The sequence below is a fragment of the Halomonas sp. GD1P12 genome (assembly GCF_025725645.1).
In the GTDB taxonomy this organism is placed as follows: domain Bacteria; phylum Pseudomonadota; class Gammaproteobacteria; order Pseudomonadales; family Halomonadaceae; genus Vreelandella.
Genome location: NZ_CP107007.1, coordinates 3,306,933 through 3,328,464, shown reverse-complemented (window position 1 = coordinate 3,328,464; position 21,532 = coordinate 3,306,933). Strand labels below are relative to the sequence as shown.

Sequence of the window (21,532 nt, the reverse complement as noted above, 5' to 3'; positions counted from 1 at the left end):
GATGGCCCAAAGTCGAACGTGCTTTGGCAATGGTTGAACGTAGTACTCTAGTGTAAGGTCTGAGTATCGACGGTTAACTGACGGATTCTTGTAATGAGGGTAGCCCCTTGAACGATATGGCGAAGAACCTGATTCTGTGGTTGGTCATTGCGGCCGTGCTGCTGACAGTGTTCAACAATTTCAGTACGGAAAGCGCACCTCAATCCACCAACTACTCTCAGTTCGTGCAGCAGGTGCAAAATCAACAGGTCCGCAGCGTGACCATCGACGGCTACACCATTCAGGGTGAGCGTACCGACGGTTCGCAGTTCCAGACCATCCGGCCGGCGGCGGAAGATCCGAAGCTGATGGATGACCTGTTGAGCAACAACGTCACCGTGGTGGGCAAGGAGCCTGAGCAGCAGAGCATCTGGATGCGCCTGTTGATCGCCAGTTTCCCGATCCTTTTGATCCTCGCCATCTTCATGTTCTTCATGCGCCAGATGCAGGGCGGTGCCGGCGGCGGCAAGGGCGGGCCGATGAGCTTTGGCAAGTCCAAGGCCAAGCTCCTCTCTCAGGATCAGATCAAGACCACCTTCGCCGATGTCGCTGGCTGCGACGAAGCCAAGGAAGAGGTCGAAGAGCTCGTCGACTTCCTGCGTGACCCGACCAAGTTCCAGCGCCTGGGCGGTACGATTCCGCGCGGTGTGCTGATGGTGGGCCCGCCGGGTACCGGTAAGACGCTGCTGGCAAAATCAATCGCTGGCGAAGCGAAAGTGCCGTTCTTCTCGATTTCGGGTTCCGATTTCGTCGAGATGTTCGTGGGTGTCGGTGCCTCGCGCGTGCGCGACATGTTCGAGCAGGCCAAAAAGCAGGCGCCTTGCATCATCTTCATCGACGAGATCGACGCCGTGGGTCGCTCGCGCGGCGCCGGCATGGGTGGCGGTAACGACGAGCGTGAGCAGACGCTCAACCAGCTGCTGGTGGAAATGGACGGCTTCGAGGCCAACGAAGGCATCATCGTGATCGCCGCGACCAACCGCCCGGACGTGCTCGACCCGGCGCTTTTGCGCCCGGGGCGTTTCGACCGTCAGGTGACGGTTGGTCTACCCGATATTCGTGGCCGTGAACATATCCTTGGCGTTCACCTTCGCAAGGTGCCGCTGTCGGACGACGTCAAACCCGTCATCATCGCCCGGGGAACGCCTGGCTTCTCTGGCGCTGATCTGGCTAACCTGGTCAACGAGGCGGCGCTGTTTGCCGCGCGTCGCAACAAGCGTCTGGTCAGCATGGAAGAGCTCGAGCTTGCCAAGGACAAGATCATGATGGGCGCCGAGCGCAAATCCATGGTCATGACCGACAAGGAGAAGCTCAACACCGCCTATCACGAATCCGGCCATGCGATCATTGGTCTGGTGATGCCCGAGCACGACCCGGTCTACAAGGTGACGATCATTCCGCGCGGACGCGCCCTGGGTGTGACCATGTTCCTGCCCGAGGAGGATCGCTACAGCCTGTCGCGCCAGCAGATTATCAGTCAGATCTGCTCGCTGTTCGGTGGCCGTATTGCCGAGGAGATGACGCTGGGTGCCAACGGCGTGACCACCGGTGCCTCCAACGACATCAAGCGGGCAACTGAACTGGCCCACAACATGGTCGCCAAATGGGGACTTTCCGACGAGATGGGCCCGATCATGTACGACGAGGACGAGTCACACCAGTTCCTCGGCGGCCCCGGGCAGGGCGGCAGCAAGCTGAAATCCGGCGAAACCACCACGCGTCTGGACAAGGAAGTACGCAAGATCATCGACGACTGCTACGAGCAGGCGCGCCAGATTCTGCACGACAACCGTGACAAGCTGGACGCCATGACTGAGGCGCTGATGAAGTACGAGACCATCGATGCCAGTCAGCTCAAGGACATCATGGAAGGCAAGGACCCGCGTCCGCCGGAAGGCTGGGACGACGGTGACTCCTCTGGTGGCGGCACCCCGGTAGGTGGCGACAAGCCGCAGCCCAAAGCCGACCAGCCGGACACCCACGACTCAAACGACGACAGCGAAGAGGATGACGACGAGCCGCGCCGCCGCCCGTCCGACCCGCTGGGCGGCCCGGCTGGCCCTTGATCAAAAGAGCCGGTTCATCATCGAGGCGCCCCGCGGGGCGCCTTTTTTTTGCTATGCTGAGCGCCCTCGAGCCGCAACGTTTTTATTTACAGGCTGTACCATGAAATCAACTACCCCAGCGCTCTTGCCCGAAGCGGCGTCGTCACTGCAGTGCGGTCGCCATCGGCTGGATCTCTCCTTTCCCCGTGTCATGGGCATTCTCAACGTCACGCCCGACTCCTTTTCCGATGGCGGCCGTCACGTCGCGCTCGACGATGCGCTGCGCCACGCCGAACAGATGCTCGCCGAGGGGGCGGCCATGATCGACGTGGGCGGCGAGTCGACCCGGCCGGGGGCCGAGGCGGTGCCCGAGCAGGAGGAGCTCGACCGGGTCGCGCCGGTGGTCGAGGCGCTGGTGCGCGAGCTCGACGCGCTGGTCTCCGTCGATACCAGCAGCGCCCTGGTGATACGCGAGTCCGCCGCCCGCGGGGCGAGCATGATCAACGACGTGCGCGCGCTGGAGCGCGAAGGGGCGCTGGCCGCCGCCGCGCAGAGCGGGCTACCGGTTTGTCTGATGCATCGTCAGGGCGAGCCCCAGGCGATGCAGCACGCCCCTCACTATGAGGTGCCCGTCGAGCAGGCCGTCGCCGAGTTTTTGAGCAAGCGTGTAACCGCCTGCGACGCCGCCGGGCTGCCCCGTGATCGACTGCTGCTCGACCCGGGCTTTGGCTTTGGTAAAAGCGTCGAGCACAATCTGCGCCTTTTGAACCGCATGGATGCACTCGAGGCACTGGGGCTGCCGCTGCTGGTCGGCATGTCGCGCAAGAGCATGATCGGTAAGGTGCTCGGCCGTCCGGTCGAGGAGCGCCTGTTCGGCGGGGTGGCGCTGTCGGCGATGGCGGTCGAAAGAGGCGCAAAAATACTACGAGTGCATGATGTCGGCCCCACCGTGGATGCCGTTACCATGGCGTGGGCAGTTTTACAGGAAGGCTGCGAGCCGTCGATCAACAAGGAACACCTCTCATGACACGACGTTATTTCGGTACCGATGGTATTCGTGGCACGGTGGGCGAGGCGCCCATCACCGCCGATTTCATGCTCAAACTCGGCTGGGCGGCAGGCCAGGTGCTGCGCCGCGAGAAGGGGCGCACCCGCGTGCTGATCGGCAAGGACACCCGCATCTCGGGCTACATGTTCGAATCCGCCCTGGAGGCCGGGCTTTCCGCCGCCGGCGTCGACGTCTCGCTTTTAGGCCCCATGCCGACACCGGGCATCGCGTACCTCACCCGCACCTTTCGCGCCGACGCGGGCATCGTTATCTCCGCCTCGCACAACCCCTTCGCTGACAACGGCATCAAGTTTTTCTCCGCCGAGGGCAAGAAGCTTGCCGACGAAGTGGAGGACCGCATCGAGGCGATGCTGGACGCACCGCTCGACACCGTGGGCGCCGGCCAGCTTGGCAAGGCCGCACGGATCGACGACGCCGCCGGGCGCTATATCGAGTTCTGTAAATCGACGCTGCCGGATCGCTTGAGCCTGCACGGCTTGAAAGTCGTGCTCGACTGCGCCCACGGCGCGACCTATCACATTGCCCCGAGCGTGTTTCGCGAGCTGGGCGCCGAGGTAAGCGTCATCGGCTGCGCGCCGGACGGACTCAACATCAACCGCGACGTGGGGTCGACCCATCCAGCGGCGCTGCGCGCGGCGGTCATTCAGCAGGGGGCGGATCTGGGGATCGCTTTTGACGGTGACGGCGACCGCGTGCTGCTGGTCGATGCCGACGGCCGCGAAGTCGATGGCGACGACATTCTCTATCTGATCGCCCGCGACCGCTTCGACCGCGGCCTGCTACAGGGCGGGGTGGTGGGCACGCTGATGAGCAACTTCGGCCTCGCCATGGCGCTGGAAAAGCTCGGCATTCCCTTCGAGCGCGCCAAGGTAGGGGACCGTTTCGTCATGGAGAAGATGGCCGCCAACGGCTGGGAGCTGGGTGGCGAGTCGTCTGGCCATATCGTTTGCGCCCACGCGCAAACCACCGGTGACGGCATCGTCTCGGCGCTGCAGGTGCTGGCGCTGATGATGCGTGAGCAAAAAACGCTGGTGACGCTGTTACGTGAGTTCGAGAAGGTGCCCCAGGCGCTGGTCAACGTGCGCCTGCCCGCCGGCACCGATGCCAGGGAAGTCATGAAGGCGCCGGAGCTCGACGCGGCGGTAAGCGGGCTTGAGGCGGAGCTTGGCGACCAGGGGCGGGTGCTGCTTCGTCCGTCGGGTACCGAGCCGTTGATTCGCGTGATGGTCGAGGGGCGCTCGCACCTGGATGTCATGGGGCTTGCCAAAAATCTCGCCCAGCGCGTCGAAGCGCTGCTGGCCTGACGCGACGATTCACCAGAAAAGGCCCTGATGTTGACAGCGGTTGTCTTGACAGGGCCGCTCCTATACCATTTCGCCCCACCTTGAGAGAGGACAACGAATGCGCACACCATTGATCGCCGGTAACTGGAAGATGAACGGCTCCACGTCGTTGATCGAGGACTTTGGCCGCAAATTTGCCGATGCGACATTGTCCGAGGCGGTCAGGGTCGTGGTGATTCCGCCTTTTCCCTACCTGGAGGCGGCCCGTCAGGCGTTTCGCGATACGCCGCTCGCGCTTGGCGCGCAGACGCTCAATCCGGCCGATTCCGGGGCGCATACGGGCGAAGTCAGTGGTCGCATGCTGACCGAGCTCGGCGCTACCTACGTACTGGTTGGCCACTCTGAGCGCCGCGAGCTCTACGGGGAAAGTGATGAGCAGGTGTTCGACCGCTTGCTTGCCGCGCTGAGCGTGGGGCTCGTGCCGATCCTGTGCGTGGGCGAATCGCTTGAAGAGCGTGATGCTGGACGGACCATGGACGTGGTGCTGCGCCAGGTAGGTTACGCCATGGCAAGGCTCGACCCCGAACAGCGTCAAAAGGTCGTCATCGCCTATGAACCCGTTTGGGCCATCGGTACCGGGCGCACGGCGACCCCGGAGCAGGCTCAGGAAGTGATGGCCGGCATCCGCGCCTATCAGGCAGAATTCAATACCGCGCTTGCCGAGCAGCTCACGCTGCTTTACGGCGGCAGTATGAATGTAAAGAACGCGGCTGAGTTACTTGCCCAGCCCGATATCGACGGCGGTTTGGTGGGCGGCGCTTCGCTCAAAACCGATGATTTTTTCGCTATTTGTCAGTCAGCAGGATAACGCCATGCAAGTTGCAATTTTAATGGTTCACGTGGTCATCGCGATCGCGCTCGTTGTACTTATTCTGCTTCAGCAGGGTAAAGGGGCCGATGCCGGCGCCTCCTTTGGCGGTGGTGCATCGCAAACCGTTTTTGGCTCGCGCGGTAGCGGTAACTTCCTGTCGCGCACCACCGGCGTTCTGGCCGCGGGTTTTTTCGTCACCTCGCTGGCGCTCGCCTACTACGCGACCCAGGCGGGACAGTCGCCAGAGGCCGGTATTCCGGACTCGCGTTTGATCGAGCAACAACAAAGCGTGCCAACGCTTGACGAAGGCTCGGAAAGTGTGGATAATGCAGCGCCAGTGCTAGAGGGAAACGGCGAGTAAGTAGTTGAGCCGCTTTCATTTAGCCTCCCCTGATGCCGAAGTGGTGGAATTGGTAGACACGCTATCTTGAGGGGGTAGTGACCTTACGGTCGTGCGGGTTCAAGTCCCGCCTTCGGCACCAACGAGATACCTGTAACGGGTTCTCAGCGTTCGACGCAGCTGGCAACAGATGTCGTTTGAGCGAGCAGTATCTGCGGCGAGAAAGGCGCTTGACGAAAGCAGTGCAAGTCGCTAGTATCGTCCAGCTTGATTGATGCGGGGTGGAGCAGTCTGGTAGCTCGTCGGGCTCATAACCCGAAGGTCATCGGTTCAAATCCGGTCCCCGCTACCATCTTCTACAAACGGTGTATGCACAGCGACGTTTTCAGAATGCTGGCAACCACATCTCACCGGTTTGTCGAAATGGTTTTACAGGTTTCTTTTAAAAAGCCCCTTCCTGTGAAGGGGCTTTTTGTTAGTAGCGCCTTTGCATCGCGGCGCTTTTGACAGTTTAAGAGTAGCTTTTTGCGAGCCAAGCGTGTCTGGCGTGCCGGCAGGGCCGGGCGGTCGAAGACACATTTTCAGGTAACGCCAATCAGCCACCTAGCTTTTCTCATGACTCCTGGCCAGGTGCCTGATGCAACGGCTAAAGGAGCTTCGTCTGTGGCCACGAAACATGCAGCGCTGCACGCGCTGGTCGAGCCCGTTGTTGCCGCCATGGGCTTTGAGCTATGGGGCATTGACCATCTTTCTCAGGGCAAGCACTCCCGGCTTGTGATCTATATCGAGCGTGAAAGCGGCGTCAGCGTCGAAGACTGCGCCGATATCAGCCGCCAGGTCAGCGCCGTTTTGGACGTCGAAGACCCGATTCCTGGCGAGTATCGCCTGGAAGTCTCGTCGCCGGGCATGGCGCGTCCCTTGTACACTCTGGATCATTTTACGCGCTTTCAGGGCCACCAGGTCGCGCTCAAGCTGCGCACCGCTTTCAGTGGTCGGCGCAAGTTTCAGGGCCTGCTTGCCGGGGTGGAAGGCGACGAGGTGTTGCTTCAGCTTGACGACGAAGAATACTGCTTTCCCATCGAAAGTATCGATGCTGCACACATTGTCCCGCAGTTCGACGACTAGGCTCGACGATTAAAAAAACGGCGGCCCCCCGGTTTGGGCGAGGCATAAAGGACAGGTTTACTGGCGAGGCATACGCATGAGTAAAGAAATTTTAATGGTCGTTGACGCGATCTCCAACGAGAAAGGCGTTTCGCGCGACGTCATTTTTGAGGCGGTCGAAGCGGCGCTTGCCAGCGCCTCACGCAAGCGTTTCGAACACGAAGAAGCCAACGTGCGCGTATCGATCGATCGCCGCAGCGGTGACTACGATACCTACCGTTTCTGGACGGTGGTCGAGGACGACGAGTTCGAAACCCCGGATTACGAAATCAAGCAGACCATCGCCGAGCAGCGCGATCCGCCGCTGGCGTTGGGTGACATCGTCGAAGAGAAGATCGAGAACGCCGTCTTTGGCCGTATCGCCGCGCAAACCGCCAAGCAGGTCATCGTGCAGAAAGTGCGCGAAGCCGAGCGCGCCGAAGTCGTGCGCCAGTACGCCGACCGCGAAGGCGAGCTGGTTGCCGGTATCGTCAAAAAGACCACTCGCGACGGTTTGATCATCGATCTGGGCGAGAACGCCGAGGCGTTTTTGGCGCGTAACGAAATGATCCACGGCGAACGCTACCGCATGAACGAGCGGGTACGGGCGCTGCTGGTCAAGGTCGACGCCGACGCGCGCGGTGCCCAGCTTCAACTCTCGCGCACCAATCCGCAGTTCATCATCGAGCTGTTCAAGATCGAGGTGCCGGAAATCGCCGAGCAGCTCATCGAGATCAAGGGCGCGGCGCGCGATCCGGGCTCGCGGGCCAAGATCGCGGTCAAGACCAACGACCGGCGCATCGACCCGGTCGGCGCCTGTGTCGGCATGCGCGGTTCGCGCGTTCAGGCGGTCTCCTCGGAGCTGCAAAACGAACGCGTGGATATCGTGCTGTGGGACGATAACCCGGCTCAGTTGGTCATCAATGCCATGGCCCCGGCGGACGTCGCCTCCATTCTGGTGGACGAAGACGCCCACGCCATGGACGTTGCCGTCGCCCAGGACAACCTCGCCCAGGCCATCGGCCGCAGCGGTCAGAACGTGCGCCTGGCCTCGGAGCTCACCGGCTGGCGGATCAACGTCATGACCGAGGACGAAGCCGAGTCCAAGCGCGAGCAGGAAATCGATAGCCTCGTGGACTCCTTCGTTCACCACCTGAGCGTGGACGAAGACGTTGCCCGCCTGCTGGTCGAAGAAGGGTTCACGACGCTGGAAGAAGTCGCCTACGTGCCGCTTGAAGAGATGCTCGAAATCGAAGAGTTCGATGAAGAGCTGGTCGAAGAGCTGCGCGCACGTGCCAAGGACGAGCTACTCACCATGGCGATCGCCTCGGAAGAAGCACTCGATGGTGCGCAGCCGGCGGACGATCTGCTTGAAATGGAGGGCATGGAGCGCCATCTGGCCTTCATTCTCGCCAGCAAGGGCATCGTTACCATGGAGGATCTCGCCGAACAGTCTGTCGACGATCTGGTCGATATCGAGGAGTTAGACGAAGCGCGCGCAGCGGCACTGATCATGACTGCCCGTGCGCCCTGGTTTGAAGACGATAGCGAAGCGGCTTCGAACACACAGTAAACAGGTCACGGGCTTGGAGGGTCACAATGTCGGATATGACAGTTAAAGATTTTGCAGTAAAGGTGGGCCGCGACGTGCCCCGCTTGCTAGAGCAGATGAAAGAGGCGGGACTCAAGCACGCCTCGGAAAGCGATGCGGTGTCCGAAGAGGACAAGCAGACGCTCTTGAGCTTTTTGAAGAAAAGCCACGGCGGCAGCGACGCCGCCGATGCGGGTAAAAACCGGATCACCCTGACGCGCAAGACGCGCAGCCGCATCAAAACCGGCGAGCGCGGTAAGACGATCGAAGTTCAGGTCAGAAAGAAAAAGACCTACGTCAAGCGCGCCGAAGAAGAGAAGCCGAAAGCCCAGGAGCCGGTCCACAGCGGCCCGCGTCAGCTGGTCGGTGACATGGCCGAAGCCGAAGCCGAGCGCAAGGTACAGCAAGCGCGTGAAGCCGAAGAGCGCGCCGCCGCCGAAAAAGCCCGCGCTGAAGAAGCCGAGCGTCAAAAGCAGGCCGAAGCCTCCAACAAAGCCGTCGCTCCCGAGATCGACGTGCCGGAGCTTCAGATCGACGACAGCGCGCCCTCGGAAGAGATGCCTCCGGCACCGCCGAAGGAAGGCCGTACCGACCGTCGCACCGCGCCGCCGAAGAAAGCCGCGGCGAAGAAGAAGGGGCGTGACGAGGACGATGATCGCGGCGATCGCGAAGAGCGTAAGCGCGGCGGCGGGGCCAAAAAGGCCAAGCGCTCCGAACGCCGCGGCGGCCGCCGTGGCCCGGGCGGCAGCGGCAACGGCAAGCACGGCTTCCAGAAGCCGACGCAGCCGATCGTGCGTGAAGTCTCGATCCCCGAGTCGATCAGCGTTGCCGAGCTTGCCGACAAGATGTCGATCAAGGCCAACGAAGTGATCAAGGCCATGTTCACCATGGGCGCGGCCGTGACCATCAACCAGACCATCGATCAGGACACCGCCGCGATCGTCGTCGAGGAGATGGGCCACAAGGTCAAGCTGGTCAAGGACGATGCGCTCGAAACCGAAATGATCGAGGGTATCTCCTACGAAGGTGAAGAGATCACTCGTTCGCCGGTCGTGACCGTCATGGGGCACGTCGACCACGGTAAGACGTCTTTGCTCGACTACATTCGTCGTGCCAAGGTCGCCACCGGCGAAGCCGGCGGTATCACCCAGCACATCGGTGCCTACCACGTGGAAGACAACCACGGCGGCGTCACCTTCCTGGATACCCCGGGCCACGCGGCGTTTACCGCCATGCGTGCTCGCGGTGCCAAGGCGACCGACGTGGTGATCCTGGTGGTGGCGGCGGACGACGGCGTCATGCCGCAGACCATCGAGGCGATCGAGCACTCCAAGGCCGCCGAAGTCCCCATGGTCGTGGCGGTGAACAAGATCGACAAGACCGGCGCGGATTTCGACCGTATCCGTAACGAGCTCTCCCAGCACGGCGTGATTTCCGAGGACTGGGGCGGCGATACACAGTTCGTTCACGTCTCCGCGAAAACCGGTGATGGCATCGAAGAGCTGCTGGAAGCGATCCAGCTGGTGTCCGAAGTGCTCGAGCTCAAGGCCGTTCCGTCGGCGCCTGGTAAGGGTGTGGTCGTCGAATCGCGCCTGGACAAGGGCCGCGGTCCGGTCGCCACGGTGCTGGTACAAAACGGCACGCTCAAGCGCGGCGACATCGTGCTGGCCGGCCTGCACTATGGCCGCGTGCGCGCGCTGACCAACGAGCTCGGCCAACAGGTCGAGGAAGTGGGTCCGGCCATGCCCGTGGAAATTCAGGGCCTGGACGGTACGCCGGACGCCGGTGATGACTTCATGGTCGTGGCGGACGAACGCAAGGCGCGCGAAGTGGCCAACTTCCGTCAAGGCAAGTACCGCGAAGTACGCCTGGCGCGTCAGCAGAAAGCCAAGCTCGAGAACATGTTCAGCCAGATGGGTCAGGACGAAGTGGCCAAGGTCAACATCGTACTGAAGGCCGACGTGCAGGGCTCGCTTGAAGCGATCCGTGGGGCGCTCGAAGAGCTCTCCACCGATGAAGTTCAGGTGGCCGTGGTGTCTTCCGGCGTGGGTGGTATCACCGGTACCGACGCCAACCTGGCGCTCGCCTCCGAGGCGATCGTGGTCGGCTTCAACGTCCGTGCCGACGCCGCTGCCCGCGAGATCATCGAACGTGAAGGTCTGGATCTGCGCTACTACAGCGTCATCTACCACCTGATCGACGAGGTCAAGCAGGCGATGAGCGGTATGCTCGCGCCGGAGTGGAAAGAAGAGATCGTTGGCGTTGCCGAAGTGCGCGACGTGTTCCGTGCGCCGAAGATCGGTGCGGTAGCCGGCTGTATGGTCGTCGAAGGCACCGTGTCACGCAGCAAGCGTATCCGCGTACTGCGTGAAAACGTGGTCATCTATGAAGGCGAGCTCGAGTCGCTGCGCCGCTACAAGGACGACGTGCAGGAAGTTCGTAACGGCGTCGAGTGTGGTATCGGCGTGAAGAACTACAACGACGTCCAGGTCGGCGACAAGATCGAAGTCTTCGACCAGGTCAAGGTCGAGCGCACCCTGTAAGGGCCGCGAGGAGCAATCATGCGCGAATTCAAGCGTACCGACCGGGTAGCCGACCAGCTCCAGAAGGAGCTGGCGGTACTCATCCAGCGTGAAATCAAGGACCCGCGCCTTGGCATGGTGACGGTCAGCGGCGCGACCGTCAGCCGCGATCTGGGCTACGCCGACATCTACGTCACCCTGTTGGGTGAACAGTCGCCCGAGCGTATCAAGGAGAACCTGCAGGTGCTCAAGCGCGCCAGCGGTTTTTTGCGAAGCCAGATCGCCAGGCGCATCCAGCTTCGCCATGTACCGGAGCTGCGCTTTCATTTCGATGAAAGCGTGGTGCGCGGTCAGCAGCTCTCCTCGCTGATCGACGAGGCGGTCTCCACTGACCGCGCGCGTCAGGGTGAGGAAGGCGAAGACGCCCAGGGCGAGGAGCCGCGCTAATGGCGCGTCGCCGCAAGGGGTTGCCGGTCAACGGCGTGATGCTGCTGGATAAGCCCAAGGGCCTTTCCAGCAACCACGCGCTGCAGCGCGTACGCCGTCTGTTTGAGGCGCAAAAGGCGGGGCACACCGGCACCCTCGACCCTATGGCGACGGGCCTTTTACCGATTTGCCTGGGCGAGGCGACCAAGTTTTCCGCCCACCTGCTGGAAGCCGACAAGATGTATCGTACCCGAGTCGAACTCGGGGTGATGACCGATACCGGCGACGCCGAAGGCGAGGTGCTGGAGCGTCGCGACGTGCCCGCGCTCACCGAGCACGATATCGAGGCCGCGATCGCGCGCTTTCGTGGCGAGATCGACCAGGTGCCGCCGATGTACTCGGCGCTCAAGCACCAGGGTAGAAAGCTCTACGAGCTTGCCCGGGAAGGCAAGGAGGTCGAGCGCAAGGCGCGGCGCGTGTGCATTCACGAGGCGCGCTTGATCGGCTTCGACGGCGCGGCCATCGAGCTCGAAGTAAGCTGTAGCAAGGGTACCTACATTCGAACGCTGGCCGAAGATATCGGCGCGGCACTCGGGTGTGGCGCCCACATCAGCGCCTTGAGACGGCTCAGGACCGGGCCGTTTGATAGCGAAGCGATGTGGACGCTCGAGGAGATCGAGGCGCTCGCCGATCAGCCCACCCGCGAGGCGAAGCTCATGCCCGTGGACGTGCTGGTCGACCATTTGCCGGCGCTGACGGTAGACGATACCGGTCACCAGCGTCTTTCTCGCGGCCAGCCCGCGGCGCTCGACGCCACGGCGCTGGGCCTGGAGAATTTGGCACGTCTTTATCACGCCGACGCGTTTATCGGGCTCGGCGTTGTAAAGGGGCCGCAGGAAGTGGCCCCGAAGCGGCTGTTGAGTACGGTCGCTCGTTCGTAAATTCGTCGGAGAATCGTTGCAAGGATGCGGCGATCTGCGCGAAAATAGCCTTGAGACTGCAAATATGCGTGGTCTCACCCATTCAATGTTAAGCATATTGCTGACTGGAGAGACAGATGGCACTAACCGCTGAGAAAAAGGCCGAGATCGTCAACGAATACGGCCGCGGCGAGAGCGACACCGGTTCCCCCGAAGTGCAGGTTGCCCTGCTGAGCGCCAACATCAACGGCCTGCAGGACCACTTCAAAACCAACAAGCAGGATCACCACTCCCGTCGTGGTCTGATCCGGATGGTAAACCAGCGTCGTAAGCTGCTGGACTACCTCAAGCGCAAGGATTTCGAACGCTATCAGTCTCTGATTCAGCGTCTGGGCCTGCGTCGCTAAGACGCTTTGCCGCTCTTTGGGGTGGCAAGCGCTGCGTGCAGTCGAAACGGGCCGCCTTCTGGGCGGCCCGTTTTTTTATGCCTGTCCGGTGCGCGGCCTATTTCGGGTTTCTGGTAGCCGTTGACGGCGACAGCGCCTAGAATAGTGGCAGTCAAAACGACCCCAGAAAAGACAAGTAGCTATTTCATGTTAAAGGAAGTCGCCGTGAATCCGGTAAAAAAGACGTTTGAGTTTGGTCGCAGCACCGTCACCCTGGAAACCGGGCGCATCGCCCGCCAGGCAAGCGGTGCCGTCATGGTCACCATGGACGACACCGTGGTGCTGTGCACCGTGGTGGCAAAGAAGGAAGTGAACCCCCATCAGGCGTTCTTCCCTCTGTCGGTGCATTACCAGGAAAAGACCTACGCGGTCGGCAAGATTCCCGGCGGTTTCTTCAAGCGTGAAGGGCGCCCCACCGAGAAAGAGACGCTCACCTCGCGCCTGATCGACCGGCCGATTCGTCCGCTCTTTCCGAAAGGCTTCATGAACGAAGTGCAAGTGATCTGTACCGTTCTCTCCACCGATCGTAACCACGACCCGGATATCGCCGCCATGCTCGGCACCTCGGCGGCGCTTTCGATCTCCGGCGTGCCGTTCAACGGCCCGATCGGCGCGGCGCGCGTCGGCTTCAGCGAAGAGCAGGGTTACTTTTTGAACCCGACCGTCGAAGAGCTCGCCACCTCCGAGCTCAACATGGTCGTCGCCGGTACCCAAAACGCCGTGCTGATGGTCGAGTCCGAAGCCCAGGAGCTACTCGAAGACGAGATGCTCGGCGCCGTACTTTACGGCCATCAGGAGATGCAGGTCGCCATCAGCGCCATCGACGAGCTGACCCGGGAAGCCGGCAAGCCGCGCTGGGAGTGGCAGGCTGCCCAAGAGAACGCCGCGCTCAAGAGCGCCATGGCCGAGCAGTTCGAAACGAAGGTGGGCGAGGCCTACCGCATCACCGACAAGATGGAGCGCCAGGACGCGCTGGCCGGGCTGAAAGAGCAGGCCATCGAAGCGCTGGGCGCCGTCGAAGGTGAACCGGTCAACGACAAGTTCGACCGCGACGAAGTAAAGGGTGCCTTCTCGAGCCTCGAGAAGCGCGTGGTGCGCTCGCGCGTGGTGAAAGGCGAGCCGCGTATCGACGGCCGCGACAACACCACCGTGCGTCCGCTTTCCATCGAAGTCGGCGTGTTGCCCAAGACCCACGGCTCGGCGGTGTTCACTCGCGGCGAAACCCAAGCGATCGCGGTGGCCACCCTCGGCACGCTGCGCGACTCACAGCTGATCGAGTCGCTGGAAGGCGAGCGCAAGGACCGCTTCATGCTGCACTACAACTTCCCCCCCTACTCGGTGGGCGAAGCGGGCTTCATGGGCGGGCCGAAGCGCCGTGAAATCGGCCACGGCCGTTTGGCGCGCCGTGGCGTGCAGGCGATGCTGCCGTCCGAAGAGGAGTTCCCCTACACCATTCGCGTGGTCTCCGAGATCACCGAGTCCAACGGCTCGAGCTCCATGGCCTCGGTGTGCGGCTCCTCACTGGCGCTGATGGATGCGGGCGTGCCGCTGAAGGCGCCGGTCGCCGGTATCGCCATGGGCCTGGTCAAGGACCCGGAAGGTTACGCGGTGCTGACCGATATCCTGGGTGACGAAGACCACCTGGGCGACATGGACTTCAAGGTCGCGGGTTCCGAAGAGGGCGTCACCGCTCTGCAGATGGACATCAAGATCGAAGGCATCAACGAAGAGATCATGGAAACCGCGCTGCAGCAGGCCCACCATGCGCGCATCGCGATCCTCGAGCAGATGAACGCCGTGATCAACCACAGCCGCACCGAGGTGTCCGAGAACGCCCCGTCGATGGCCACCATCAAGATCGACCCGGAGAAGATTCGCGACGTCATCGGCAAGGGCGGCGCCACCATTCGCAAGATCTGCGAAGACACCGGCGCGTCGATCGATCTCGACGATGATGGCACCGTGCGCATCTACGCCGAAGACAAGAAAGCGGCCAAGGCCGCGATCGATACGGTACTGGCGATCACCGCCGAAGCCGAGATCGGCAAGCTCTACAACGGCAAGGTGGTTCGGATCGCCGACTTCGGCGCGTTCGTGAACATCATGCCGGGCACCGACGGGCTGGTACACATCTCGCAGATCGTTGCCGAACGCGTCAATAACGTGCGCGACTTCCTCAACGAAGGCGACGATGTGGTGGTCAAGGTCCTCGATATCGACAACCGCAACCGCGTGAAGCTCTCCATCAAGGAGATCACTGAGGAAGAGAAGGCGGCCTTTACCGCTGAAAGCGAAAACGCCGCCGAGTAATTCTCGCCGCGGTGCTCACTCCGCCCCCGCAGCCCCTGGCTGCGGGGGCGGAATCGTTTGGATACGCAGGACAGGAGAGGGCATGGAGCAGCAAGCAAGGTGGTGGGCGGTCATTGCGGTCATGAGCGGCATCTTTCTACTGGTGACCGCCGAGCAGCTGCCGATCGGGTTGCTCTCCCAGGTGGCGTTGGATCTGGGCGTTACCGAGGGCACCGCCGGGCTGATGGTCACGGTGCCCGGGGTGGTGGCGGCGCTCTCGGCACCGCTTCTGCCGGTGGCGGTGGGTCGGCTCGACCGGCGGGTGATGCTCACCGGCCTGATGATCATCATGACGCTTGGAAGCGTGCTCTCGGCGATGGCGGAAAGCTTTGGGCTGCTGCTGGCCGCACGTGCGCTGATCGGCATGAGCATCGGCGGTTTTTGGGCCATCGCCGGCAGTATCGCACCGAGGCTGGTGCCCGAGGAGAAGGTCGCCCGCGCGATGACGATCATTTTCGGCGGCGTGACCGCGGCCTCGGTGCTCGGCGTGCCGCTGGGCACGCTGCTGGGTGATATCAGCAGCTGGCGCTGGGTGTTCGGCGGGCTCGGCGCTTTTAGCCTGCTGACCGCCGGGCTGATCTGGTTGTGGCTGCCGACGCTGCCGCCTCGCGAGCCGGTAAGCCTTGGCATGCTCTTCCAGCAGGTGTTCAACCGCGGCGTGCGCGTTGCGGTACTCACCACTGCCTGCGTGGTCGTGGGCCACTTCGTCGCCTACACCTTCATCAGCCCGATTTTGCAGAACATCAGCGGCATCGAACAGCGCAATGTCAGCACGCTGCTGTTGCTCTACGGCGCCGCCGGCCTCATCGGCAACGTGGTGGCGGGCATGAAGGCCGCGCGCAACCCCTACGCCGCCGTGCTGGCCATTCCGGTGCTGTTGCTGCTGGTAGTGGCGAGCTTTCCGCTTCTGGGCACCCGTCCGATCAGCGGCGTTCTGCTTTTGATGGTGTGGGGGGCGATCTTTGGCAGTATCTCGGTGAGCATTCAGACCTGGATACTGCGTACCGCGCCGAATACCGAGGCGGCCACCGCGCTGATGGCGTTCGTGTTCAACATGTCGATCGGCCTTGGGGCGCTGATCGGCGGGCGAGTGGTCGACGCCACCAGCCTGCCCACAACCATGTGGGCCGCCGCGGCGCTGTTTCTGGTCGGCGTGGTGCTGGTCGGGCGCACGCCGTCGCGGCTGGTCAACGGGGGGCGGATTCGCTGATCCGCAACGTGCAGGCAATAGAAAACCCCGCTTTCAAGCGGGGTTATTTGTTTTATCTGTACTGGCACACTGTCAGTTGAGGCCAGAAGTGACCCGTAGCGAGGGTCTTTCGCCAGGGAGGGCGAAAGTAGCGTACAGGGACGTATTCACAGCGCCCTCGCGTAGGGTCGCTTCTGGCCGGAGCACAGAAGCTTAAGGACGCTCGATCGCCAGCGCCACGCCCTGACCGCCGCCGATGCAAAGAGTGGCGAGGCCCTTTTTGGCATCGCGGGCGATCATCTCGTGAATCAGCGAAACCAGTACGCGACAGCCCGAGGCGCCGATGGGGTGGCCAAGGGCGATGGCGCCGCCGTTGACGTTCACTTTCGAGACGTCCCAGCCAAGCTCCTTGTTGACCGACATCGCCTGAGCGGCAAAGGCTTCGTTGGCCTCGACCAGGTCCAGGTCCTCAAGGCTCCAGCCCGCTTTCTCCAGGCAGCGCCGGGTCGCCGGTGCCGGGCCGATGCCCATGATCGCCGGATCCACGCCGGCGTTGGCGTAGGCCTTGATACGTACCAGCGGCTCGAGTCCCAGCTCTTTCGCCTTCTCGGCGGAGCAGACCATGACCACCGCGGCGCCGTCGTTGAGCGACGAGGCGTTGCCCGCCGTCACGGTGCCATCCTTCTTGAACGCGGGCTTCATGCCGGCGAGCTTCTCGGCGGTCACTTCGCGCGGATTCTCATCGGTATCGAACACGATTGGATCGCCCCGGCGCTGGGGGATTTCGACCGGCACGATCTGGCTTTTGAACTTGCCTTCCTTGATCGCGTTGGAGGCGTTCTGCTGCGACTGGGCAGCGAATTCGTCCATCTGCTCGCGAGTGATGCCGTACTTTTCGGCCAGATTTTCTGCGGTGATGCCCATGTGGTAGTCGTTGAAGGCATCCCACAGGCCGTCATGCACCATGGTGTCGATCGCCTTCCAGTCGCCCATGCGCTGACCATTACGCGAATTCGGCAGCACGTGGGGAGAAAGCGACATGTTCTCCTGGCCGCCGGCAATGATCAGGTCGGCGTCGCCGCAGAGAATCGCCTGGGTCGCCAGATGAACGGCCTTGAGACCGGAGCCGCACACCTTGTTGATGGTCATCGCCGGGACGGCGTCCGGCAGCCCCGCCTTGATCGAGGCCTGGCGCGCCGGGTTCTGGCCCACGCCCGCGGTCAGCACCTGACCGAGCAGCACTTCGTTGACCTGCTCCGGTGGGACGCCGGTGGAGGCGAGGATGTCCTTGATGACGTATGAGCCGAGAACACTTGCAGGAATACCCGCGAGCGAGCCGCCGAAGCTACCCACCGCGGTGCGCCGCGCGGCGACAATGACCACTTCTTGCATGACAGAACTCCCGATATGAATAAGGCCGTGGGCCTGTGAACGCGCTCGTTTGTTTCAAGCGTTAGCTGTTTCAAGCGTTTGGTTATTTTAAGCGCCTGATTGTTTCAACCTGGTTGTTTCAAGCGTGTTCTTTCAGCATAGGGAAAGTTGTGCGTTGCGACAATACGCCTTTGGCTCGCGCGCCGCCGGGTTGAGTAGGCTATTGGCCCAGCGTGACGCGGACGTTGTCGATCAGCCGCGCCGGGCCGAGCTTGGCCGCGGCCAGCAAAATGGCCTCGCGCGTTTGCGGCGTGACCGGGCCGAGCTCGGCGCTTTTGAGCTCCACGTAGTCCGGCGCAAAGCCGGCCGCCCCGAGCGCCTCAATCGCCCGGTCCAGCACGTTGGGCGCCGGCTCGCCACGCTCGAGAGCCGCCCTGGCCGACATGAGCGTTTGGTAAAGCGCCGGGGCGGTGGCGCGCTCGGCCTCGCTTAAATAGCCGTTGCGCGACGACAGTGCCAGCCCGTCCTCGGCACGCTGAGTCGCCACGCCGAGAATCTCGATTGGCAGGTGCAGATCCGCCGTGAGCTTTCGAATGACCGCCAGCTGCTGGTAATCCTTCTCGCCGAACAGGGCGATGTCTGGCTGCACCAGGTTGAACAGCAGTGTCACGACGGTCGCCACGCCATCGAAGTGGCCAGGGCGTGCGCCTCCGCAGAGCCCTTCGGACACCAGAGGCACCTGCACGCGGGTCTGGCCCTGGAGCCCGTTGGGGTAGAGCGCGGCGGTGGACGGGGCGAACAGCACGTCACAGTCGGCCTCAGTAAGTTTGACCTGGTCCGCTTCGAGGGTGCGCGGGTAGGCGTCGAGATCTTCGCTGGGGCCGAACTGCATCGGGTTGACGAACAGACTCGCCACCACGACATCGGCGTGGCGGCGCGCGGTTTCCACCAGCGCCACGTGGCCGGCGTGAAGATTGCCCATGGTGGGCACCAGCGCGATGCGCTTGCCGGCGCGGCGGTGCTGGGTCAGCGTGGCGCGTAAATCGCCCAGGTCGTGCAGTGTGCGCATGATGAAGTCGCCTGACAGTGAAGCTGAAAAGTTAACAATGGGGCAAGGCCGCGTTAGAAGCAGTGCTCGGCGGCGGGAAAAGCGCGGCTTTTCACCGCCGCGTGGTAGCGCTCGAAGGCCCCCGGAATGCTGTCGGCATCCATCATGAAGTTTTTGACGAAGCGCGGGGTATGGCCGTGGGTGACGCCGAGCACGTCGTGCATTACCAGTATCTGCCCGTCGGTATCGGGCCCGGCGCCGATGCCGATCACCGGCACCGACAGCGCCTCGGTCACGGTCTTGCCAAGGCTTGCCGGCACGCACTCGAGCAGGATGATCGAAGCGCCAGCGTCCACCAGCGTTTTGGCATCGTCGAGGATTCGCTTTGCCGTCGCGCCATCGCGCCCCTGTACCTTGTAGCCGCCGAGCTGGTGCACGGTTTGCGGCGTTAGCCCCAGATGCGCGCACACCGGCACGCCTCGGCGAGTCAGCTCGCGCACGCCCTCGGCCATCCACGCCTCGCCTTCGACCTTGACCATTTCGGCGCCGGCGCGCATCAGCCGCCCGGCATCCTTCAAAAGGCTCTCAATCGTGGCATTGCTCATGAAGGGCACATCCACCATCAACAGGCTCTCGCCCTTTCCGCGGGCGGCGCACGCGGTGTGGTAGCAGATGTCGTCGACGGTTACGGGAAGGGTACTGGTATGGCCTTGCAGCACCATGCCCAGCGAGTCGCCCACCAGCAGCACCTCGATGCCGGCGCGGCTGGCCGCACGGGCAAAGGAGACATCATAGGCGGTCAGGCAGCTAAACGGCTCGTTGGCGCGCTTCAGGGCGCCGAGCGTGCTGAGGGTAACGGGTTTCATGGCGAGCTCTCTGTCCTGGGGAGCGCTAGGGCACTCGTCGGTTCGCAATAGAGAGCCCGATTGTTACTCGGGAAAGCGCGCGGTGTCGAGCGGGCAAAAGGTCTAGCCCCGACTGTTTCCGATCCTTTGAAGGCCGGGGTCATCGAGGCGTTGGAGCCAGTGGTCGGGCGCTTGCTCGAACACGGCGAGCGAGGGGTCGAGCTCTTGTAACGGCACCAGCACGAAGGCGCGCTCACGCATGTGCGGGTGCGGCACCTTCAGGCGTGGGTGCTCGATGCGGGCATCGTCGAAGAGCAACAGATCCAGGTCGAGGGTGCGTGGGCCCCAGTGCCGGAGCCGACGGCGGCGGTGGCGCTGCTCGAGGGCCTGAAGCTGATCCAGAAGCGCAAGGGGCGAAAGCGTGGTCTCGAGTTCGACGACCGCGTTGACGAAATCCGGCTGATCCTGCGGCCCGACCGGGCGGCTCGAGTAGAGCGACGATGCGGCCTTGACGGACGTCAGTGGCAGCTCGTCAAGCTCTTTCATCGCCAGGCTTACCTGGCGCACCGGATCGTCGAGGTTGCTGCCAAGGCCAATATAGGCCCGCGCGGTTTGTAGGCCACCCATTAGTCAGGCTTGCGCGACGGCTTGCGGCGCTTCTTGCGCCGCCGGTCGCCCTGGCTTGCCGGGTCGCCGCCGACCTTTTGCAGAAGACGGCGCTGTTCGTGCTCGTCGCCCTGCTGGAACGCTTCCCACCAGTCGCCCAAGCCGCGGGGAATCTCGCCGGCCTGCTCGCGCAACAGCAGCAGATCGAAGGCGGCGCGAAAGCGCGGATGTTCGCGACTCTGGAACGCGCGCTTGCCGCGGCGCTGGGGCAGGCGCGCCTGGAGCTCCCAGATCTCACGCATCGGCATGCCGAAGCGTTTGGGAATCGAGATGTGCTGGAGCTGGCGCATGACCACCTGTTGGGACGCGGTTTGCAGCGCGGGAACCGCGGGCATGCCCTCGTTTTCAAGCGTAGCGGCGCGAAGCGCTACCGGCCCCCACAAAAACGCGGCGAACAGAAACGCCGGGGTGACGGGGCGGTCGTTGGCGATGCGCTGGTCGGTGTTTCTCAGCGCCTGCTCGATCAGCGTTTCGACCCAGGCCGCGTCCGCCATCGCCTCTTCGGCTTCCGGGAAGAGCATGCCGAACAGGCCGTAGTGGCTGAGCAGTTGGAACGTGAGCAGCCCCTGGCCGGACATGAAAAGCTTGAGCGCTTCATCGAACAGCCGCGCCGGCGGTATCTGTAACAAAAGCGGGGCGAGATCGTACATCGGCGCTTCGGTGTCCGGGGCGATCTCGAAGCCGAGCTTGGCGGCAAAGCGCACCGCGCGCAGCATGCGTACCGGGTCCTCGCGATAGCGGGTCGCCGGATCGCCGATCAGGCGCAGCGTGCGCGCGTTGATGTCGCCGATGCCGCCGGCGAAGTCGTGGATCGAGAAGTCGGCGATGCTGTAATAAAGCGCATTGACGGTGAAGTCGCGACGCAGCGCGTCCTCTTCGATGCTGCCCCAGACGTTGTCGCGAAGCAGCAGCCCATCGTCGGACTGCTGAGCGATATTGTCGCCGTGCTCGTCTTGAGGCTTGCCGCGAAAGGTCGTGACTTCGATGATCTCGCGCCCGAAGCGTACGTGAACGATGCGAAAGCGCCGGCCGATCAGCCGCGAGTTGCGGAAAAGGTCGCGCACTTGTTCCGGCGTTGCGTTGGTGGCGACGTCGAAATCCTTGGGCGTTTCACCCAGCAGCGCATCGCGAATGCAGCCGCCGACCAGGTAGGCCTCAAAGCCCGCGCCGTCCAATCGATAAAGAACTTTCAAGGCGGCATCGCTGATCTGCTTGCGCGACACAGGGTGCTCGGAGCGGGGGATGACTTGGGGCGTCAGGGCCTCGACGGGGCTGTCTGGGGAATCGAGCAGCTTTTTCAATTGCTCTCCCGAACCAGGTAAAAAACGGGTAAGTCCTCTAAACATGCGATGGTATCGACTCGCAGTTA

18 protein-coding genes and 2 tRNA genes are annotated in these 21,532 nt (G+C 62.8%); 15 read left to right on the top strand and 5 right to left on the bottom strand.

Annotated features, from left to right (window positions below):
* Positions 1-107 precede the first annotated feature (107 nt).
* The 15 genes from ftsH (at position 108) to OCT39_RS15260 (ending at position 16,254) form a co-directional block, all read left to right on the top strand.
* Complete coding sequence (gene ftsH, locus OCT39_RS15330; RefSeq protein ID WP_263585305.1) at positions 108-2,105, top strand: ATP-dependent zinc metalloprotease FtsH; 1,998 nt, start codon at positions 108-110, stop codon at positions 2,103-2,105.
* Positions 2,106-2,205: 100 nt separating this feature from the next.
* The gene (folP, locus tag OCT39_RS15325; RefSeq protein WP_263585304.1) at positions 2,206-3,111 is read left to right on the top strand and encodes a dihydropteroate synthase; all 906 of its coding nucleotides are present in this window, start codon (positions 2,206-2,208) and stop codon (positions 3,109-3,111) included.
* Entirely contained in the window at positions 3,108-4,457 is a 1,350-nt protein-coding gene (gene glmM / locus OCT39_RS15320) for a phosphoglucosamine mutase (protein ID WP_263585303.1), read from the top strand. Before folP ends, glmM begins: the two co-directional genes overlap by 4 nt.
* Before the next feature lie 97 nt (positions 4,458-4,554).
* Positions 4,555-5,304, top strand: coding sequence for a triose-phosphate isomerase (tpiA, locus tag OCT39_RS15315; protein ID WP_263585302.1), 750 nt, complete (start codon positions 4,555-4,557; stop codon positions 5,302-5,304).
* Positions 5,305-5,308: 4 nt separating this feature from the next.
* Positions 5,309-5,668 (top strand): preprotein translocase subunit SecG, encoded by a 360-nt coding sequence (gene secG / locus OCT39_RS15310; RefSeq protein ID WP_252108387.1) that lies wholly within the window; start codon positions 5,309-5,311, stop codon positions 5,666-5,668.
* 34 nt (positions 5,669-5,702) lie between these two features.
* A tRNA-Leu gene (locus OCT39_RS15305) sits at positions 5,703-5,789 on the top strand.
* A 133-nt stretch (positions 5,790-5,922) separates the two neighbouring features.
* Positions 5,923-5,999 (top strand) — tRNA-Met (locus OCT39_RS15300).
* A gap of 311 nt (positions 6,000-6,310) precedes the next feature.
* Positions 6,311-6,772, top strand: a complete 462-nt coding sequence (gene rimP, locus OCT39_RS15295) for a ribosome maturation factor RimP (protein WP_252108389.1) — start codon at positions 6,311-6,313, stop codon at positions 6,770-6,772.
* Positions 6,773-6,848: 76 nt separating this feature from the next.
* Positions 6,849-8,363 (top strand): transcription termination factor NusA, encoded by a 1,515-nt coding sequence (nusA, locus tag OCT39_RS15290; RefSeq protein ID WP_252108391.1) that lies wholly within the window; start codon positions 6,849-6,851, stop codon positions 8,361-8,363.
* A 26-nt stretch (positions 8,364-8,389) separates the two neighbouring features.
* A complete protein-coding gene (gene infB, locus OCT39_RS15285; protein ID WP_263585301.1) occupies positions 8,390-10,924 on the top strand; it encodes a translation initiation factor IF-2 in 2,535 nt (844 codons plus the stop codon).
* 18 nt (positions 10,925-10,942) lie between these two features.
* The gene (gene rbfA / locus OCT39_RS15280) at positions 10,943-11,350 is read left to right on the top strand and encodes a 30S ribosome-binding factor RbfA (protein ID WP_263585300.1); all 408 of its coding nucleotides are present in this window, start codon (positions 10,943-10,945) and stop codon (positions 11,348-11,350) included.
* Positions 11,350-12,270: a tRNA pseudouridine(55) synthase TruB gene (gene truB, locus OCT39_RS15275; RefSeq protein WP_263585299.1), complete on the top strand. Its 921-nt coding sequence runs from the start codon at positions 11,350-11,352 to the stop codon at positions 12,268-12,270. Before rbfA ends, truB begins: the two co-directional genes overlap by 1 nt.
* A 116-nt stretch (positions 12,271-12,386) precedes the next feature.
* Positions 12,387-12,656, top strand: a complete 270-nt coding sequence (gene rpsO, locus OCT39_RS15270; protein ID WP_074397689.1) for a 30S ribosomal protein S15 — start codon at positions 12,387-12,389, stop codon at positions 12,654-12,656.
* 186 nt (positions 12,657-12,842) lie between these two features.
* The gene (gene pnp, locus OCT39_RS15265; protein ID WP_263585298.1) at positions 12,843-15,005 is read left to right on the top strand and encodes a polyribonucleotide nucleotidyltransferase; all 2,163 of its coding nucleotides are present in this window, start codon (positions 12,843-12,845) and stop codon (positions 15,003-15,005) included.
* A gap of 82 nt (positions 15,006-15,087) precedes the next feature.
* Positions 15,088-16,254 carry an MFS transporter gene (locus tag OCT39_RS15260; protein WP_263585297.1) on the top strand — a complete coding sequence of 389 codons (1,167 nt, stop codon included), beginning with the start codon at positions 15,088-15,090 and terminating at the stop codon, positions 16,252-16,254.
* A 192-nt stretch (positions 16,255-16,446) separates the two neighbouring features.
* On the opposite strand, the gene OCT39_RS15255 is transcribed toward OCT39_RS15260, so the two are convergent.
* From OCT39_RS15255 to pcnB, 5 genes are all read right to left on the bottom strand, one after another.
* The gene (locus tag OCT39_RS15255) at positions 16,447-17,625 is read right to left on the bottom strand and encodes an acetyl-CoA C-acetyltransferase (protein WP_263585296.1); all 1,179 of its coding nucleotides are present in this window, start codon (positions 17,623-17,625) and stop codon (positions 16,447-16,449) included.
* Between the two features lie 199 nt (positions 17,626-17,824).
* Entirely contained in the window at positions 17,825-18,673 is an 849-nt protein-coding gene (gene panC, locus OCT39_RS15250) for a pantoate--beta-alanine ligase (protein ID WP_263585295.1), read from the bottom strand.
* Between the two features lie 53 nt (positions 18,674-18,726).
* Positions 18,727-19,518, bottom strand: a complete 792-nt coding sequence (gene panB / locus OCT39_RS15245) for a 3-methyl-2-oxobutanoate hydroxymethyltransferase (RefSeq protein WP_263585294.1) — start codon at positions 19,516-19,518, stop codon at positions 18,727-18,729.
* A 102-nt stretch (positions 19,519-19,620) separates the two neighbouring features.
* The gene (gene folK / locus OCT39_RS15240; protein ID WP_263585293.1) at positions 19,621-20,124 is read right to left on the bottom strand and encodes a 2-amino-4-hydroxy-6-hydroxymethyldihydropteridine diphosphokinase; all 504 of its coding nucleotides are present in this window, start codon (positions 20,122-20,124) and stop codon (positions 19,621-19,623) included.
* Positions 20,124-21,509, bottom strand: a complete 1,386-nt coding sequence (gene pcnB / locus OCT39_RS15235) for a polynucleotide adenylyltransferase PcnB (protein WP_263585292.1) — start codon at positions 21,507-21,509, stop codon at positions 20,124-20,126. Before pcnB ends, folK begins: the two co-directional genes overlap by 1 nt.
* Between the last annotated feature and the right edge of the window lie 23 nt (positions 21,510-21,532).

Coding starts and splice junctions, on each gene's coding strand:
- tpiA (WP_263585302.1), top strand. CDS start 4,555: ATGCGCACACCATTGATCGCCGGTAACTGGAAGATGAACGGCTCCACG.
- pnp (WP_263585298.1), top strand. CDS start 12,843: ATGTTAAAGGAAGTCGCCGTGAATCCGGTAAAAAAGACGTTTGAGTTT.
- secG (WP_252108387.1), top strand. CDS start 5,309: ATGCAAGTTGCAATTTTAATGGTTCACGTGGTCATCGCGATCGCGCTC.
- OCT39_RS15260 (WP_263585297.1), top strand. CDS start 15,088: ATGGAGCAGCAAGCAAGGTGGTGGGCGGTCATTGCGGTCATGAGCGGC.
- panB (WP_263585294.1), bottom strand. CDS start 19,518: ATGAAACCCGTTACCCTCAGCACGCTCGGCGCCCTGAAGCGCGCCAAC.
- rbfA (WP_263585300.1), top strand. CDS start 10,943: ATGCGCGAATTCAAGCGTACCGACCGGGTAGCCGACCAGCTCCAGAAG.
- folP (WP_263585304.1), top strand. CDS start 2,206: ATGAAATCAACTACCCCAGCGCTCTTGCCCGAAGCGGCGTCGTCACTG.
- glmM (WP_263585303.1), top strand. CDS start 3,108: ATGACACGACGTTATTTCGGTACCGATGGTATTCGTGGCACGGTGGGC.
- OCT39_RS15255 (WP_263585296.1), bottom strand. CDS start 17,625: ATGCAAGAAGTGGTCATTGTCGCCGCGCGGCGCACCGCGGTGGGTAGC.
- rpsO (WP_074397689.1), top strand. CDS start 12,387: ATGGCACTAACCGCTGAGAAAAAGGCCGAGATCGTCAACGAATACGGC.
- folK (WP_263585293.1), bottom strand. CDS start 20,124: ATGGGTGGCCTACAAACCGCGCGGGCCTATATTGGCCTTGGCAGCAAC.
- pcnB (WP_263585292.1), bottom strand. CDS start 21,509: ATGTTTAGAGGACTTACCCGTTTTTTACCTGGTTCGGGAGAGCAATTG.
- infB (WP_263585301.1), top strand. CDS start 8,390: ATGTCGGATATGACAGTTAAAGATTTTGCAGTAAAGGTGGGCCGCGAC.
- nusA (WP_252108391.1), top strand. CDS start 6,849: ATGAGTAAAGAAATTTTAATGGTCGTTGACGCGATCTCCAACGAGAAA.
- truB (WP_263585299.1), top strand. CDS start 11,350: ATGGCGCGTCGCCGCAAGGGGTTGCCGGTCAACGGCGTGATGCTGCTG.
- panC (WP_263585295.1), bottom strand. CDS start 18,673: ATGCGCACACTGCACGACCTGGGCGATTTACGCGCCACGCTGACCCAG.